The organism is Nostoc sp. UIC 10890 (assembly GCF_054786515.1).
This window is the reverse complement of the sequence record NZ_JBSGKF010000001.1, coordinates 5,349,313-5,364,957: the sequence shown is the minus strand read 5'-3', so window position 1 is coordinate 5,364,957 and position 15,645 is coordinate 5,349,313. Positions and strand designations below refer to the sequence as shown.

Below are 15,645 nucleotides of genomic sequence, written 5' to 3'. Positions count from 1 at the left end.
TTACGAATTATTTTAACGGTGTTGGTCTACTTCAGGATAAACAACAAGCGTTATGAGCCGCAAATCAAGACAGCAGCAAGTAATTAAAGCATTTGAAGACTTTTTGTCTACCCCCCTAGAAACGATACTGCAACGGCATCTCAACACTCAAACTTCGACAGCTTTGAGCTTATTTCACGATGTGGCGGCGAATGTGCCAGCTTACAAGGCTTTTTTAGCAGAAAGGGAAATTAATCCCGCAACTATTCAAACCTTGGAAGAGTTTCAAAAACTCCCAGCGATCGCTAAACAAAATTATATACTGCGTTATCCCTTAGCTGACTTGTGCCGCAACGGTCAACTCCAAGCGTGCGACATGATAGCTGCTTCATCAGGTTCCAGTGGAAAACCGACATTTTGGCCTCGTTTTTTCACAGATGAACTCCAAATCGCCACACGTTTTGAACAGATTTTTCACGATAGTTTCTATGCAGATACGAGACGTACCTTAGCAGTAATTTGTTTCACTTTGGGCACTTGGGTAGGTGGGATGTTTACTACCAATTGCTGTCGTTATCTTGCTAGCAAAGGTTATCCCATCACTGTAATTACTCCTGGTAACAATAAAGAAGAAATCTTGCGAGTTGTCCAAGAACTAGGTTCAGCATTTGAACAAGTGGTTTTATTGGGATACCCACCATTTTTAAAAGATGTCATTGATACTGGTATCGCCCGTGGTGTGGAGTGGCAGCAATATCAGATTAAATTAGTGATGGCGGGAGAAGTATTTAGTGAAGAATGGCGGAGTTTAGTTGGCGAAAGAGTTGGTTCACAAAATCCTTGCTATGATTTTGCATCACTTTACGGCACTGCGGATGCGGGAGTTTTAGGTAATGAAACACCGTTAAGTATCTGTATTCGTCGTTTTTTGGCAGAAAATCCCGATGCAGCTAGAGCTTTATTTGGGGAATCGCGTTTACCCACACTAGTACAATATGATCCTTGCAGTCGCTTTTTTGAAGTTCACGATGGCGGATTGCTGTTTTCGGGAGATAACGGTATTCCCTTAGTGCGTTATGACATTTTAGATACTGGCGGAATAATTAGTTATGATGCCATGCTGCAATTTTTAGCAGAATGGGGATTTAACCCGCTGGAAAATCTGCGTTCTGACACTCAAGAATCATCTAGAGGTATTCATCAGCTACCTTTCGTTTATGTCTTTGGGCGTTCTAACTTTACAGTTTCCTACTTTGGCGCAAATATCTATCCCGAAAATGTGACGGTGGGATTAGAACAACCAGGAATTCAAGAATGGGTGACAGGTAAATTTGTGTTGCAGGTGAAGGAAGATGCAGACAAGAATCGATTTTTATCTGTGGTTGTGGAGTTAGGAGCAGGGGTAGAGGGTAGTGAAGATCAAAGAGTTGCGATCGCATCTTCTATTCTTTCACAACTGCTACGTTTAAATAGCGAGTTTGCTAATTATGTTCCGGTAGAATATCAAACACCACAAGTTACGTTAGCGCCAATGGGTGATGCTGAATATTTCCCTATTGGGGTGAAGCATCGTTATACGCGTAAATAGCGATGAATTAGCAAGAAGACGCGATGAATCGCGTTTCTACAAGGGGGGATGGGGTGGGTGTTCGCAATCGCGTTCCCAATTGATTGGGTTATTGATAATATATTTTCTAATGCGATCGAGGGCGAATTCATTACGAATTATGTTGTCATGAAACCTTTCTTGCCATCCAAAACCTTCATATATTTGATTAATTTCAAATGAACATCGTCCTTTGTACCACCTAACAATTTTAGAAAGGGAATTTTTAGACAACATCGGGTTAAATAACCCAGTAACCCCACCCCGTTGAATATCCCCCCTTGTAGAGACGCGATTCATCGCGTCTTCTTGTTTTTTATTCATCGCGTCTTCTTGTTTTTTATTCATCGCGTCTTCTTGTTTTTTATTCATCGCGTCTTCTCGTATTTGATTAATAACCAAAATCCCATGAATATGATTAGGCATGACGCAAAACGAATCTATCTGGCAATTAGAAAAACTATTAGGAATCTCATACCACAATTTATGAGCAATTTCTCCAATTGGCGATCGCTGCATTTCACCCTGTACAATCTCACCAAAAAAGCATTTTTTACCGTCGGTACAAATAGTAACGAAATATCCAGCGTTACTAGCATAACTCCATGCTGGTAAACGCGTTGAATCAATTCGATATTTACCTTTGTATTTGGGTTTTTTTTCTGGTTGAGGATCATTATTCATAATTACATTTTTGATATAAAAATTTATGCAATTATTGCTTTGCATTGATGTAATTGCCAACCCAAAAAACTCGGAATTATTCGCGCTATGTAAATGATGGGAAGGAAGAAGACGCGATAAATCGCCGTCTCTACAAGGGGGGCGATCGCAAAAACGATGCCTGCGGCGGGCTACGCCTACGCATTCCCATTCTGTTTACGATATCTGTTTTATTAGGGGAGACGCATTCCCTGGATTGCGGAAATATCGGACGCGATAGATTTACGAGACGCTTACGAGATGCGATGAATCGCGTCTTTACAAGGGATTGCTGCTTCTACATTTCGCTTATGTTTTAGCTGGAGGAAGTATTTTTCTTTCCTACTCTCCATCTTTCACTTTCTCTTTTTGATGCCAAGCTTGATAAAAAGCGGGGTAGGGCATACTTTGGGCGCACTTCCAGATAACTTGGTAGCAATTATCAAATCGCCCAAAGTCATTTTCGTAAGTTTCAGATGATAAGTAATCCTTCAAGACGTTGACAACACTCGGCATTTGCTCCTCTGACATAATTTTCCCTAAGCTCTCTGCCGCTTGCCTTCGGGTATGATCATCCAGTTGTAATTTACTGATGAACTCCACCAAAGCAGCGATCGCTTTTTGGTTGCCAGAGCCAATTTTCCCTAAGCTTTTTGCCGCTAGCCTTTGGGTATGATCATCCAGTTGTGGATTGCCGATTAACTCCACCAAAGCAGCGATCGCTTTTTGGTTCCCAGAATCAAATTCTCCTAAGCTTGATGCCGCTAGCCTTTGGGTATATTCATTCACCTGCGGGTTACGGATTAACTCGACTAAGCCATGAATCGCCATAGAGTTGCCTGGGTCAATTCGCCCTAAGATACATGCTGCTAACCATTGACTATTATTATTTATCTGTGGGTTGCTCATTAACTCTGTTAAGGCATTAATTGCCCTTTGGTTGCCTGGATCAATTTCTCCTAAGCTTCCTGCCGCTTGCCTTCGGGTAGAATCATCCAGTTGTGAATTGCCTCTTAACTCGAGCAAAGGAGCGATCGCTTTTGTACGATTTGTCTGAGATAGTGCTGTCCTTGCTCCCTTTTCGATTGGTTCGAGAAATCCCACCGACTTGTTTTGCTCAACCTTAAACTCGCCAAAGCGCCATTTAACGATTTCCGCCACAATAGCATTTGCGTTGCAAGAATTTTTCCACTCATCAACCCCCGCAGCAGCGAGAAAATAAGCGCGAAACTCGTAAAATCCCCTTCTGACTCTATCAAAAGCTCTGTATTCTCCGCACCCATCATCAAATTCCACCAACACCTGAATAAACTCTTCCTTCTTCTCCCTCTCCACATCCTCACGTCCCAACCACAGCAAAATCACCTCTTTCCACTGCGGGGCAAAAATGCGATAAACGCCTAGCGCGGGGTTGTCGGGAACATGATTCAGAAACTCGTGCCAATCATCAACCACTAACGCTGCAAAATATTCCTCAAATGTGGGATGGTAGAAAGCGTAAACTTTCTCTTTTGTTGCTGATTCCGCAGCCAGTCCAACTTCATTTAGCCATCCCAACTTTAACGCTAACCAAAATAAAGAATTTTGCTGTTTTGCATCACCTAATTCCTCACGCACAAACTTATGTCGTAGCCGAAACCGTGACGTTTCTTGATCGATTGCCCGTTTTGCTAAACGTCCCAACGCAGCGTTTAATTCCTCTTGCTGCTGTTCGGTGGTAGGGAAGCGGTTTTCTTTCCACTTGTAAACCTCTTCCACAAACTGCTGATAAAGTCCGGCTTTAGTTTCCGGTAAACCTTGATCGGAACCTTGCCAAGTGCTACACAACAGCGCTAACCGCAAAGGATTTTTCACTAAATCTTGGATGCGCTGACGTTCAGCTTTATCTAATTCCTGCCATAATCTTTCGCCTTTGTCTGCATCCTTGTTGTGAAACCAACGCCCGATAAACTCTTGCACTTGTTTCGGATATTCAAAATTGAGTAACCGATACGTCTCAAAATCTTCTAAAGCGTTGGCGTTTGCTTCCCAAACATTCACCCGACAAGTCAGCACAACCAGCGCATTTTTCACCCATCCCGTCAACTGCTGGGAAATCTCAGTTAATGGTTGGAGTGAAGACATTTCATCTGCTGCATCCAACAACAACCACACACGATTATTCTTGAATAAATCTGCGAAAGCGTTTTCCTGTTCTTCTTTTACACGCACCACTTCTAAAGCATTCTTTAGCCAATCTTGCAACAGATAATTTTCTAAACTCTTTCCTTGCAAGTCTGCCAAAGAAATCCAAATTGGTAAACCCAGATTCTTCTTTAATATCCAAAAAGCTATAGTTTGCAACTGAGTAGTTTTTCCCGCACCCGGTTCCCCAATTAAAGCGATGCGTTGTCCTTGAGTTTTACCAACACCATCACGGATAATTTGCTCTAAAAAAGCCTCATGTTCAAATCGCTGCTTCTCTTCATAACTCGGTTCGTAAAGCCGCGAACCTTGTTCTGCGGAAATATCCTCGCTGCACTTCTTCGGTTTGTTACGCTCTACCAATGCTAAAGGGACATGAATTGCCTCTAGCTCAAATTTCATCTCATCATCAGCAAACAGCAACTCATTTGTGGTGAGACGCTTGTGCTTTTCCAGCATAGCGTTGCAGATTTCTTGCCAGTAAGACTCGTCTGATTTCTCGGAATTTGCCTGTAAAGCTTTAGATTTTTCTGGTCTACTAGCTTCCCATGCCTGTTCAAATTGATCCAGGTTCTTTTTCTTATCCTTTGACCACAGTCTCAGCGTGCAGTGCCAAATATCAGCACCCCTAGTTTGGGTGCGGTTGTCCTCTAGAATCTTCAAAAAGTCTTTCAGCAGAACCAGCGCTTCTCGAATTTGCGGTTTGGTTAACTTGCCTGAATGTTTATCTTTTTCTGTGAGATATTCCAAAGCTACCAGGGTTGTCTCGATTATCAGCTTCGGGTTGGCACTGTCTTCTGCTTCCCACTTGAACTTAATATCAAACTTACTGTTTTCAAATTCCCAATTGGCGAAATCAACTAAAGCCTCTAAAAGACGCTTCACCCGTGCTTTTACCTCAGAACCGTAAGTCTTTCTTGGCATGACAGTCAAAGACAAATCCCAAAAAGTTTGGGGCTACCCCTAATTGAATTTACCACCCCAAACCCATGTATTCCTGATTTGAACGAGATTTTATCCGCCTTGATTGCGTTCACCACCCCAAAGAGATGCTGTATTCAACAACTCATTCAGGTGGTACGAAATGAAAAACAAGGGTCAAAGTGCAAGTCAAAGAGCGATGTCTACGACGGGCTACGCCTACGCTTTCTTACTAATTCTGCAAACAATATTAATTGGCGTAAATGCCGAAAACCGCATTCAGCAAGGAGACTCACCAATCGAGGTTTTAATCTGGATGATTAACCAGTGTATTCCAGTCTTGAAACAAGCCAGCAGTTTGCAAGAAAAACAGAAAAAGAGCCTGTTACCCAGACATCGCCGTTTTAAGGATCAATAATTTCATAATCAATCCTTTGTAGAGACGGCGATTTATCGCGTCTCTCTCTTGCGAAAAAGGATTTTATTCCTCAATCAACTCAAAATCAACTCGTTCATAAATATCACGCAAGGTAATTTGAAATTCAATAGAATCTAAGACTAAAACTGCCTCTTCACCTTCATATTCCTTAAAAATCCATTGACCTTCTGCTTGCTTTGTAAATTGTTCCACAGCAAAACTATACTGGTCAATCATGATATATTCCTGAAAACCAGAAATTGAACGATAATATTTAAACTTATCTGTTTTGTCATAATTTTTAGTTGAATTTGATAAGACTTCTACAATTAATAAGGGATTAGTAATAATTGTTGTACCTGTTCCCTCAAAAATAGGCTTACCTTTGATGACGATCACATCAGGATAAGTATAAAGGTGATAACGGGGTATTGATAATTTTACATCGCCTATGTAAATATCATAATCTTGCCCTTGCACTGTCAAGGGAAACTTGCGACAAAAATTAAGTGCAATTTTGTTGTGGTTAGTTGTTCCCCCAGTCATGGGTATAATTTCTCCATCTCTGTATTCATTTTTATATTCAGCTTTCTCTTCTAATTCCAAATATTCTTCTGGGGTGTAATAACGCTTTTCTGTTTGTAAAACCATATTAATTAACTCATAAAATGGGGGAATGGTTCTGTTATCAATAGCGTAACGTACCCGAAAGATAGCGAAAATAAATAATTTTGTTATACAAATACGGTTGCAGACAATGTAACAATAGCGATCGCAAGCCAATACTTTTAGCCATACCCACCAGTGAACGCCCCTACCAACATCTCTGCACAAACTCAGAATCGCAAAGCGGATCACATTCGGATCTGCTTAGAGGAAGATGTTCAGTCTCATCAAATCACCAATGGACTGGAACGTTATCGTTTCACCCATTCTTGCTTACCCGAACTAAACCACAATGATATTGATGTCAGCACAACTTTCCTGGGGAAACACCTGGGCGCACCTTTATTAATTTCTTCCATGACTGGCGGAACAGAACAAGCCGCAATGATTAACCAACGTTTGGCCCAAGTCGCGCAACACTACAAAATTGCAATGGGTGTCGGTTCCCAGCGAGTCGCGGTAGAAAAACCCCAAGTGGCTGATACTTTTGCTGTCCGCAAGTATGCGCCCGATGTTCTGTTATTTGCCAACTTAGGGGCTGTGCAACTTAACTATAAGTACGGCTTAGATGAATGTTTGCGCGTAGTTGATATCCTAGAGGCTGATGCCCTGATTTTACATATCAACCCTCTACAAGAGTGCATTCAACCCAAAGGTGATACTAATTTTCGGGGTTTGCTTGACAAGATATCTGATTTATGCAGAAAAATGCCAGTACCAGTGATTGCGAAGGAAGTAGGTAACGGCATTTCAGCAGCGATCGCACAGAAACTCATCGCCGCTGGAGTAGCAGCAATTGATGTGGCGGGTGCGGGGGGTACTTCTTGGGCAAAAGTAGAAAGTGAACGGGCAGAAAATCCTTTGCAACGTCGCTTAGGGATGACATTTGCCGATTGGGGTTTACCGACAGCAGAGTGCATTACAACTATTAGAGCGATCGCACCAAATGTCCCCTTAATTGCTTCAGGAGGTTTGCGTCATGGATTGGATGTTGCAACTGCGATCGCCTTGGGAGCAGATATAGCTGGTTTAGCCATGCCTTTCTTGCAAGCAGCAGCAACATCAGAGACAGCAGTTGCAGAACTCGCTGAAGTATTAATCGCCGAAATCACCACAGTCTTATTCTGCACTGGCAACACCACCTTGTATCAGTTAAAGCACTCTGGAAGTTTACAGCGCATAGAATAAATTAAGTAGGTCATTAGTCATTAGTCATTTGTCCTTTGTGAATGACCAATGCCCAATGCCCCTCAAGAGTGCTGAGTCATGAGTGCTGAGTGCTGAGTGGGGAATCTCACTTTTACTTTTTTACTCAGAACGGGCTAAACGCCCCGCTATCCATGTACGGAACTCGGAACTCGGAACTATTTTGCCCCATGCCCAATGACTAATGACTAATGACTAACTTTATTAAACAAACTTTTGCTAGTTTAGTTGGCACCTTACTAGGACTAATTATTTTCAGTGGTTTGGGAACTACTGGACTGTTTCTCCTGATATTGGCTGCTACCTCCTCTAAAGATACTGGGCCAAATGTGAAAGATAAGTCAGTGCTGGTTTTTGACTTGTCAATGAAAATTACTGATGGCGAACCTAGTTCAGACCAACTGTTTCAAAACACAATATCAGGTGTGAATGAAGAAAGAATAACACTCCGCAAAGTTGTGGAAACTTTGGAAAAGGCTCGACGCGATCCGCGAATTATCGGGATCTACCTGGATGCGACAAGCACAAGCCAAGCTAGTAACGTCGGCTATGCCTCCCTGAAAGAAATTCGGAAAGCACTGGAAGAGTTTCGCGCTGCTGGGAAAAAAATTGTCGCCTATGGCAGTGATTGGAGCGAAAAAGGATATTACGTTAGTTCAGTGGCAGATTCCATTGTACTTAATCCTCTAGGAATGATGGAAGTCAACGGTTTGAGTTCACAACCGGTATTCTTAGCGGGAGCATTGCAGAAATATGGCATTGGTATTCAAGTCGTGCGAGTGGGGAAATTTAAGGGAGCAGTTGAACCGTTTCTCCTGACAAAGTTGAGTCCAGAAAACCGCGAACAAACTCAGAAATTGTTAGATGATGTTTGGGGAGAGTGGCGCACTGCTGTAGGCGCAAGTCGGAAAATTGAACCTAACCAGTTGCAAGCGATCGCAGATAATCAGGCGCTACTAGAAGCCACACAAGCCAAAACCAGCGGTTTAATTGATCAAGTACAATACCCCGATGAAGTGGTAACTGACCTCAAAAAGTTGACAGATAGCGATAAAGAAGACAAAACATTTCGTCAAATTAGCCTAAATAGCTACGCCCAAGTTTCCGGCAAATCTTTGGGTGTAGAACGTAGCTCAAAAAATCAAATTGCTGTTGTTTATGCTGAAGGCGAAATTGTCGATGGGAAAGGAGAAGATGGGCAAGTAGGAGGCGATCGCTTTGCCAAAATCTTCAACAGACTGCGACAAGATCAAGATGTGAAGGCGGTTGTATTACGAATTAATAGTCCTGGTGGTAGCGCTACCGCATCTGAAGTCATGCAGCGAGAAGTGAAATTAACTCGTGAGGCAAAACCAGTTGTAGTCTCAATGGGTGATATTGCCGCCTCTGGTGGTTATTGGATTGCTAGCGACTCCAATCGGATTTTTGCCGAACCAAATACCATCACAGGCTCAATAGGTGTGTTTGGAGTGCTATTTAATGGGCAAAAGCTAGCTAATGATAATGGCATTACCTGGGATTCGGTGAAAACCGCACGCTATGCTGATAGTCAAACAGTTTCGCGTCCGAAATCGCCTCAAGAGTTGGCACTTTATCAGCGCAGTGTTAACCGGATTTATAATATATTTCTGAATAAAGTTTCTCAAGGTCGCAAACTCCCAGAACAAAAAGTAGCAGAAATTGCCCAAGGAAGGGTTTGGTCGGGTGTGGCGGCCAAAGAAATTGGTTTGGTGGATGAAATTGGTGGTTTGAATACTGCGATCGCTTATGCTGCCAAGCAGGCGAAACTAGAAGAAGACTGGGAAGTGCAAGAATATCCCCGCACTAGCAGCTTCGGAGAACGCTTTTTTGGGCGTGTAACAGAAGAAGCGCAGACTGCTTTAGGAATTGAGGGTACGCAACTCAAACAATCCAATCCCCTCACCACTGAATTCCAGAAATTGCAACAGGAAGTAGAGATTCTGCAAAGGATGAACGATCCACAAGGGGTTTACGCCCGCTTGCCTTTCAACTTGAAGATTGAGTAATTTTTTGTAAGGGCAATTCATGAATTGCCCCTAAATTTTGTACTTGATACGATTAATTTTGCTCTAGAGATTAATGTTATAACCAGTGCTTTGGATACGTCCTTTCTGCTGCTAAATTATTAAAGATCACAGCGCATAGCACTAGAATCATCGATCCCTCAAAAGCAGGTGTTAGCAGAAATTGCCAGTCCGGTTTCGTCATCATAACAACTAATGCAACAGCACCCGAAGGTGGGTGTACAGTTCCGCTAAACTGCATAATTGCGATCGCACTAGAAACAGCCATTCCCATTGCCAAGGGAGAGGAACCGAAAAAATGCAGAATTATTAGACTCACTATAGCAGCTAAAAGATTACCCCCAATGACATTACGAGGTTGAGCCAGAGGACTGTCAGGGACACCAAAGATCAAGACACTTGTAGCACCAAAAGGAGCCATCAGCAAGGGAGAATTAGTTTTGACAGCAAGGTAGGACGTTGCTGTGATGGCTAAAAAACTACCGATCCAACTCCAAAAAACATGCCGATGATGAGGTTTTTCTATTGGACAGGTTAGCGGACAGGAGCGCCATCTACCAAAGGTTTTAAACCAGTAATTTTGCCACTTCAACCGAAATTTTTTACTATCGATCATGAATCAACCACTCGATACTCATGACTCCTGGAATTGACTGAGCAAGGCTTTGCTTAAGTTACAATAACATGACATTTACGAAAAAAATCTCTAAAAAGTATCTAAATACACAGATTTTTTTGTTTTATTAAAGTTTTGCCTAAATAGGCTAATTTGAACAGCGAGGCGGATGAGTCGGCCTTGCCAAGGTCGTAATCAGGAGAACGCTTTTTTGGGCGGGCAACACAAGAAGCGCGGACTGTTTTCGGAATTGAGGGTACGCAACTCAAACAATCCAATCCCCTCACCACTGAATTCCAGAAATTGCAACAGGAGGTAGAGATTCTGCAAAGGATGAACGATCCACAAGAGGTTTACACCCGCTTGCCTTTCAACTTGAAGATTGAGTAGATATTTTTATTGAGCATCATGAGGCAAGAACTCAGGGTTTGTAGTAAGGACTTTAGTGCTTAGAAAATTAAGGACTAAAGTCCTTACTACTAACTGGTTTACCCACTACCGCAAGGCGAATAGCTTGGACTCGCCAGCCATAAACCAGCTGACATTTACTGGATGGATGTGTAAAGTAGTTGAGAGAAACTATTATCTTTTTTCTGACATATCTATATCTATCTATGGCTAGAAAAACACAACGTCTTTTGCTGCTAATTATTTCCTGTAGTATGACTGGTGTAATTTTAGGAGGTACTGCTGGTTGGGCAGAAAGCAATCTCTGCTTGGGAGACAGTAAAGTTACCAGTGAGTGCCTAACCCAAGATCCAACTCAAAAAACTATCCAAGGAATGAGTACCGGATTGGTGGCTGGGGCCGGGGCCGCTTTTGGTGCAGTATGGCAGTTACGGCATGAAGATTGAACATGAACTACTACTAACCCGGAATTTCGGGTTAGATTGGGTTTCTTTACTAATTAGCCAATGCCTCCACTTTTACTTTCGCCCAGCATAAAGTCATGTGGGTCAATAATCCTGATTTATATAGCTTTGGAAGAATACCGATCTATTAATGCACGAGCAAATTTCTGGTGTTGTTCGGCTAGATGTTGAGGATAGATGAACTGAGCATTGTCCATGAAGCGGTACACCCAGCGACAAAACTCCTCCAGCGATCGCTTAGGCAATTTAACAATATAATCTACATAAGCAAATTTGCCATCTTTTCCCGTAGGCCCTGGTTTGATTTCTTGGTGAAGATGTCGCTTTTCTCCCTCTTGGATAAATCCCATTACTTCAGGGAAAAATCGAACTTTCACTTCTACAAGCTCCAGTTCTCCACGGATCTCCTTTTTTTGCTCTTCTCTTAAACCCAACTTCAAGCCACAACCTGCCTTTAACAGCCGATGAGCGATATGTAAGCTTTTCAATTGGCTATCTAAGCCGCGGCCTTTTCTATCCAGAATATTGAAGTGATCACTAAAGCGATCAATACGTGACACTACGAGATGACCGTCTTTATAGTCTTCGTGCAACAAATACCAGGCAATATCTGCATAAATCAATTGTAAAGGATAAACTTGCTCATATCTGGTTTTGTTGGGATTGTACGGATTACGACAGCGATAAAGCTCAACTGCTTGCCCTTTAATAATTGCCGTTTCAAGTGCATCTAGTTTTTCAAATAACGTACCTTGGCTTTGATATTTGCCCTTGGCCATCATTTCCAGCGGATCGGTGTAGACAATAACTCGGTCTAATTGGGTTCTCACCGGATAAAGCATCTCATCTTTCAGGTTTAACCCTCCTAATCCCGCATTAGTCTTTGATAGATCCGGTTAATTTGAGGGTCTTCCTGATATCTTGCCTGAGAGTGTAGGGCATTGAGCGCAACTTGTAACTCCTCCCGATTCATTAGACCTCTACCAACATAGTAACCCCAGCGGTAAGGTCGCCTATCCAAAAGTCCATAGCGACGAAGAGTCTTCAAATCACTTTGGATGGTATGACGCGAATAAAGGGGTAGCTCTATATTCAATTCACTTGCTACTTTCTGGAGGTACAATTGTACTAATTGCAATGTATCATGATTATTAGAGTCAGATTGCATAGGATCAATACAACCAACTCCTGGGTATCTGACAAAGGTTGCAATTAATAGTAAAAGTCGCTCGAAGGCAGGAAGAGCAGCATAAGAATGCGCCATAAACTATATTTCACCCTGAAAAGTCAATAATATAAAAGTATTGACCTGTAATTTATAAAAAGTTTAAAACTTTTGCTAAATATAGTTCCTAAAGATTTCATTTTATAGCCTCTAATACTGCTAAATAGTCGCGCTCTATCTGAACCTCTTTGTAAAATGCAGTTCAAATAGAGTTTTGGAGACTTAAAAATATGCAAACATGTCCCTCCTGCCAACATCCCTTGTCTAGCAATGGATTCTACTGTTCTAACTGTCCTCAGCAGATTCGATGTAAAAACAAAGACTGCTATGAAATACTTCTTCCCGGTGCAAAACGATGTGTAATGTGTGGAACCCCAATAGGTGAAGGGCATAACGGATCAGCATCAAGCAATGGCGGTAGTCTACCTAACGTAATGAATACATTAAAATTCGTTGAAACTAGCAAAGGCTACTCACGAGAGATTCAGGCATCTCTGAGCAACGAAGTAGGTATTAGCTGGGGTGGTGCTGCGATCGCCGCGATCGTTGGTGGACAAATGACACCTGGAAAACCACCTAATGGTCGTCCTGTGATTCGTAATTTAAGTAATGCCGAACCTCAACAACTTTCCTTATTCAACGACAAATCCAGCGACGAGAACAATAAATCTACTATTGATGTAGTTGCTCAACTTCCTACTGCTCATGAAGGCGATACCGCCAAGTTAAAACAGATTTTCCGGCACAACGGCGAACAACTACAGCTAATGGACAAGAAGAGGCTCAAAGCTGCAAACAAGAAAGATGCTGCACGCAGGTTGACCTATCTGGTTCTCTTGTATTCGTTAGATATCAATGGACGGGAGGAAATTCCTCGTGCTGAGTTGAATGAAATTCTTAAAAGAGTTGGATTCCATGATAACAACATCGTCACATGGATTAGTAAAAGTCCTGACTTGATTGTTGAGAGAAATATGGCTGGGCTAAGTCTTTCAGGAAAAGACGAAGCGCGAAAAGTTCTCGCAGAAGTATTTGATGACAAGATAAAAGGCAAGTGGGATTTAACCTCTGGTACAGCCTCACGTAGTTCTAAATCTAATGCCAAAAGCGAGGAAGATTCAGAAAGCAGCAGCAAGAATGGCAAGCGCAAGAATAATGGAATGTCCAAAGAAGTGGAGCCTTGGTTAGCTAGTTGGAAATTATTTGCCTCGAATATTGATTTTTATGCAGCCATTAAAGATTGCACAGTCATGCAGAAGGGCTTGTTTAGTCTATGGGCAATTGGTAAGGCAACAAGCAATCCTGAGATAGCGGTTTCAAGCTACAAGCTCAAACAGTTCTTGTATTTCGGACTCGGCATCGAACTAGATGAGCGTAATTTAGAAAGACGCTTACAAGCAACTTCAGGACAAGGAAGCTTAATTAAAGTGCAGGATGGTTTCCAATTACTATCTCCTGGTTTGGCTGAGGTCGAAAGATTGATAAGCTCCACACAAAGCAATGGAACTATTGATGAATCTTATGAAAATTCTGGTGGGGTGTAACTATGAGAAGGACATCTCAGCAATTAATTCAAGAACTTTCAACAATTATTGACTCTCACTTTGCCCATGCAGTGGTTGAATGCTACGTCGAAATGCAGCAACGATTTCTAGCTGGCGACTGGCAACCAACAGAACTAGACGGTGGGCGATTTTGTGAAGCAATTTCGCGTTGCTTGCTTCAAATGGATACCGGAAAGATTGATCATCGAAAATTACCTGGTAAAATTCGTGAGGATTTATTAAACAAAAATATTCCTCATCAACTTGGATCGAAGGATCGTTATCATTTGACTAAAGTGATCGAGGTTGTATATGGATTTCGCTCCGATCGCGGTGCTGTTCACATATCAACCGAGTACACCGCAAACTATATGGATTCAATGCTGGTGCTTCATGCAAGCAAATGGATTTTTGCAGAATTTCTCCGCCTAGTTTGGAATCGAGATCGAAAGGTTGTTGCAGAAACCATTGCCCAAATTGTTCAACTAGAACATTCAGTAATTCATGAATTGGATGGAAAACCTCTAGTTCTGGCAAGGGATATTTATGCAACGGATGAAGTGCTTTTGCTGCTATATCATGCAGCCAATAATCGCTTGAGTCGGGCTGAACTACGTGAACATGCTGTCAGCCAGAACCCTAAAAACGTTAATGTTGCTATATCTAGGCTAATCAAAAGTAAAGATATTCGACCCGTTGCAGAAGATGAAGTTGCTCTCACCCCTAATGGTCAAAAACGAATCCTTGAGCAGGTATTGCCTAAACTCGTCCCCCAAAAATAGAATTCTTAGTTCAATTGCAGGGTAAGCATTTATCAAATCCCGTCTAAATCATGGCAAAAATAGCAGATGATGTAACAAAATGAAGATTTCTTAAAGTAGTTCTAAGTAAATAAGGCTACATATCAACTTCCAGTTACTCTATCTTTAAGGATAAATAAATACTTTACAAGCGATCGCACAATCATGGACGACAGCAAGGCATTGTTTGACTACTGGCATGACCGAGTTCGGCTGAAAAACTCTGATTTAATTGCGGCGCCTGGACACGTCAAAACCCAGGATCTACGCCATGATTGTACCAACTACGATGATCTTTGGCGTAGCCCTGAAGTTCAACAACTCGATGAACCAGAGCGTAGCAGAGTTATTGCTATTATTAAGTATGAATGTACAGCTAAAGTTCTACAGAATCGGGCTGGCCGTCTCCGCGATCGCGCTAATGAGCTTGAAGCAGCTTGTAATGAACAAGAGCAACAAAAATCCAAGCTTCTGGGTTTGATCAAAGTATTACAAGAGAAACTGTTTGGCAAAGATAAAGAAATTAAAAGATTAGAAGCACGGATTGCCTCGTTAAAAGCGGAAAATGAAGCCTTCCGATCTGAAGCTGAAAAGAGTAAAGCTCAGGTGGAATTGGTTAAAGAACTGGAGCAGCTTAAAAAGAAATACAATGAAGTTGAGAAGCGAAGACAGGAATTAGCTCAAAATAATAAGAGTTTAGGTGGAAGAGTTGCCCATACCAAACGGTATAAGCAGCAAAGAGATGAAGCAAGAGCTTTAATTGAACAGCAGAAACAGCAAATTGCTACATTAGTTCAAGAGAGTCAGCGTCTTCGTGAAGAGAATGAAAGACTGGCTCAGAAATTAAAATAAGTGATCGAC

The 15,645-nt window shown here is 42.0% G+C and carries 15 protein-coding genes and 1 pseudogene; 10 read left to right on the top strand and 6 right to left on the bottom strand.

Going from position 1 to position 15,645, the window contains the following annotated elements:
- Window positions 1-52: 52 nt before the first annotated feature.
- Window positions 53-1,567, top strand: coding sequence for a phenylacetate--CoA ligase family protein (locus ACWATR_RS22325; protein ID WP_460337145.1), 1,515 nt, complete (start codon window positions 53-55; stop codon window positions 1,565-1,567).
- A 36-nt stretch (window positions 1,568-1,603) separates the two neighbouring features.
- Here the strand turns inward: ACWATR_RS22325 and ACWATR_RS22320 are convergent, their stop codons facing one another.
- On the bottom strand, window positions 1,604-2,269 hold the full coding sequence (locus ACWATR_RS22320; RefSeq protein WP_460337142.1) for a transposase: 666 nt from the start codon (window positions 2,267-2,269) through the stop codon (window positions 1,604-1,606).
- A gap of 53 nt (window positions 2,270-2,322) precedes the next feature.
- Between ACWATR_RS22320 and ACWATR_RS22315 the strand changes: the two genes are divergently transcribed.
- Complete coding sequence (locus tag ACWATR_RS22315; RefSeq protein ID WP_460337140.1) at window positions 2,323-2,607, top strand: hypothetical protein; 285 nt, start codon at window positions 2,323-2,325, stop codon at window positions 2,605-2,607.
- 22 nt (window positions 2,608-2,629) lie between these two features.
- Here the strand turns inward: ACWATR_RS22315 and ACWATR_RS22310 are convergent, their stop codons facing one another.
- A complete protein-coding gene (locus ACWATR_RS22310) occupies window positions 2,630-5,395 on the bottom strand; it encodes a HEAT repeat domain-containing protein (protein ID WP_460337137.1) in 2,766 nt (921 codons plus the stop codon).
- A 160-nt stretch (window positions 5,396-5,555) separates the two neighbouring features.
- On the opposite strand from ACWATR_RS22310, the gene ACWATR_RS22305 reads away from it, so the two are divergent.
- Window positions 5,556-5,810: a hypothetical protein gene (locus ACWATR_RS22305; protein ID WP_460337134.1), complete on the top strand. Its 255-nt coding sequence runs from the start codon at window positions 5,556-5,558 to the stop codon at window positions 5,808-5,810.
- 63 nt (window positions 5,811-5,873) lie between these two features.
- Here the strand turns inward: ACWATR_RS22305 and ACWATR_RS22300 are convergent, their stop codons facing one another.
- Window positions 5,874-6,461, bottom strand: coding sequence for a Uma2 family endonuclease (locus tag ACWATR_RS22300; RefSeq protein WP_460337131.1), 588 nt, complete (start codon window positions 6,459-6,461; stop codon window positions 5,874-5,876).
- Between the two features lie 153 nt (window positions 6,462-6,614).
- Here ACWATR_RS22300 and fni point away from each other — a divergent pair, with 153 nt between their 5' ends.
- Both fni and sppA read left to right on the top strand, forming a co-directional pair.
- Window positions 6,615-7,664 (top strand): type 2 isopentenyl-diphosphate Delta-isomerase, encoded by a 1,050-nt coding sequence (gene fni, locus ACWATR_RS22295; RefSeq protein WP_460337128.1) that lies wholly within the window; start codon window positions 6,615-6,617, stop codon window positions 7,662-7,664.
- Window positions 7,665-7,873: 209 nt separating this feature from the next.
- Complete coding sequence (sppA, locus tag ACWATR_RS22290) at window positions 7,874-9,709, top strand: signal peptide peptidase SppA (protein WP_460337125.1); 1,836 nt, start codon at window positions 7,874-7,876, stop codon at window positions 9,707-9,709.
- A gap of 76 nt (window positions 9,710-9,785) precedes the next feature.
- Here the strand turns inward: sppA and ACWATR_RS22285 are convergent, their stop codons facing one another.
- Window positions 9,786-10,343, bottom strand: a complete 558-nt coding sequence (locus ACWATR_RS22285) for an HPP family protein (protein WP_460337122.1) — start codon at window positions 10,341-10,343, stop codon at window positions 9,786-9,788.
- Window positions 10,344-10,541: 198 nt separating this feature from the next.
- Here ACWATR_RS22285 and ACWATR_RS22280 point away from each other — a divergent pair.
- Both ACWATR_RS22280 and ACWATR_RS22275 read left to right on the top strand, forming a co-directional pair.
- Window positions 10,542-10,733: pseudogene (locus tag ACWATR_RS22280) on the top strand (signal peptide peptidase SppA); the annotation flags it as partial.
- Window positions 10,734-10,957: 224 nt separating this feature from the next.
- Window positions 10,958-11,197, top strand: coding sequence for a hypothetical protein (locus tag ACWATR_RS22275; protein WP_181928723.1), 240 nt, complete (start codon window positions 10,958-10,960; stop codon window positions 11,195-11,197).
- A gap of 116 nt (window positions 11,198-11,313) precedes the next feature.
- On the opposite strand, the gene ACWATR_RS22270 is transcribed toward ACWATR_RS22275, so the two are convergent.
- On the bottom strand, window positions 11,314-12,045 hold the full coding sequence (locus ACWATR_RS22270) for a helix-turn-helix transcriptional regulator (RefSeq protein ID WP_460337118.1): 732 nt from the start codon (window positions 12,043-12,045) through the stop codon (window positions 11,314-11,316).
- Between the two features lie 35 nt (window positions 12,046-12,080).
- A complete protein-coding gene (locus tag ACWATR_RS22265; RefSeq protein WP_460337115.1) occupies window positions 12,081-12,479 on the bottom strand; it encodes a hypothetical protein in 399 nt (132 codons plus the stop codon).
- 191 nt (window positions 12,480-12,670) lie between these two features.
- Here ACWATR_RS22265 and ACWATR_RS22260 point away from each other — a divergent pair, with 191 nt between their 5' ends.
- From ACWATR_RS22260 to ACWATR_RS22250, 3 genes are all read left to right on the top strand, one after another.
- A complete protein-coding gene (locus tag ACWATR_RS22260) occupies window positions 12,671-13,984 on the top strand; it encodes a zinc ribbon domain-containing protein (RefSeq protein WP_460337112.1) in 1,314 nt (437 codons plus the stop codon).
- 2 nt (window positions 13,985-13,986) lie between these two features.
- Complete coding sequence (locus ACWATR_RS22255) at window positions 13,987-14,766, top strand: hypothetical protein (protein ID WP_460337109.1); 780 nt, start codon at window positions 13,987-13,989, stop codon at window positions 14,764-14,766.
- Between the two features lie 183 nt (window positions 14,767-14,949).
- Window positions 14,950-15,636 carry a hypothetical protein gene (locus ACWATR_RS22250; protein ID WP_460337106.1) on the top strand — a complete coding sequence of 229 codons (687 nt, stop codon included), beginning with the start codon at window positions 14,950-14,952 and terminating at the stop codon, window positions 15,634-15,636.
- The last annotated feature ends 9 nt before the right edge of the window (window positions 15,637-15,645 follow it).

Coding starts and splice junctions, on each gene's coding strand:
- ACWATR_RS22325 (WP_460337145.1), top strand. CDS start 53: ATGAGCCGCAAATCAAGACAGCAGCAAGTAATTAAAGCATTTGAAGAC.
- ACWATR_RS22320 (WP_460337142.1), bottom strand. CDS start 2,269: ATGAATAATGATCCTCAACCAGAAAAAAAACCCAAATACAAAGGTAAA.
- ACWATR_RS22310 (WP_460337137.1), bottom strand. CDS start 5,395: ATGCCAAGAAAGACTTACGGTTCTGAGGTAAAAGCACGGGTGAAGCGT.
- ACWATR_RS22305 (WP_460337134.1), top strand. CDS start 5,556: ATGAAAAACAAGGGTCAAAGTGCAAGTCAAAGAGCGATGTCTACGACG.
- ACWATR_RS22300 (WP_460337131.1), bottom strand. CDS start 6,461: ATGGTTTTACAAACAGAAAAGCGTTATTACACCCCAGAAGAATATTTG.
- sppA (WP_460337125.1), top strand. CDS start 7,874: ATGACTAACTTTATTAAACAAACTTTTGCTAGTTTAGTTGGCACCTTA.
- ACWATR_RS22285 (WP_460337122.1), bottom strand. CDS start 10,343: ATGATCGATAGTAAAAAATTTCGGTTGAAGTGGCAAAATTACTGGTTT.
- ACWATR_RS22275 (WP_181928723.1), top strand. CDS start 10,958: ATGGCTAGAAAAACACAACGTCTTTTGCTGCTAATTATTTCCTGTAGT.
- ACWATR_RS22265 (WP_460337115.1), bottom strand. CDS start 12,479: ATGGCGCATTCTTATGCTGCTCTTCCTGCCTTCGAGCGACTTTTACTA.
- ACWATR_RS22260 (WP_460337112.1), top strand. CDS start 12,671: ATGCAAACATGTCCCTCCTGCCAACATCCCTTGTCTAGCAATGGATTC.
- ACWATR_RS22255 (WP_460337109.1), top strand. CDS start 13,987: ATGAGAAGGACATCTCAGCAATTAATTCAAGAACTTTCAACAATTATT.
- ACWATR_RS22250 (WP_460337106.1), top strand. CDS start 14,950: ATGGACGACAGCAAGGCATTGTTTGACTACTGGCATGACCGAGTTCGG.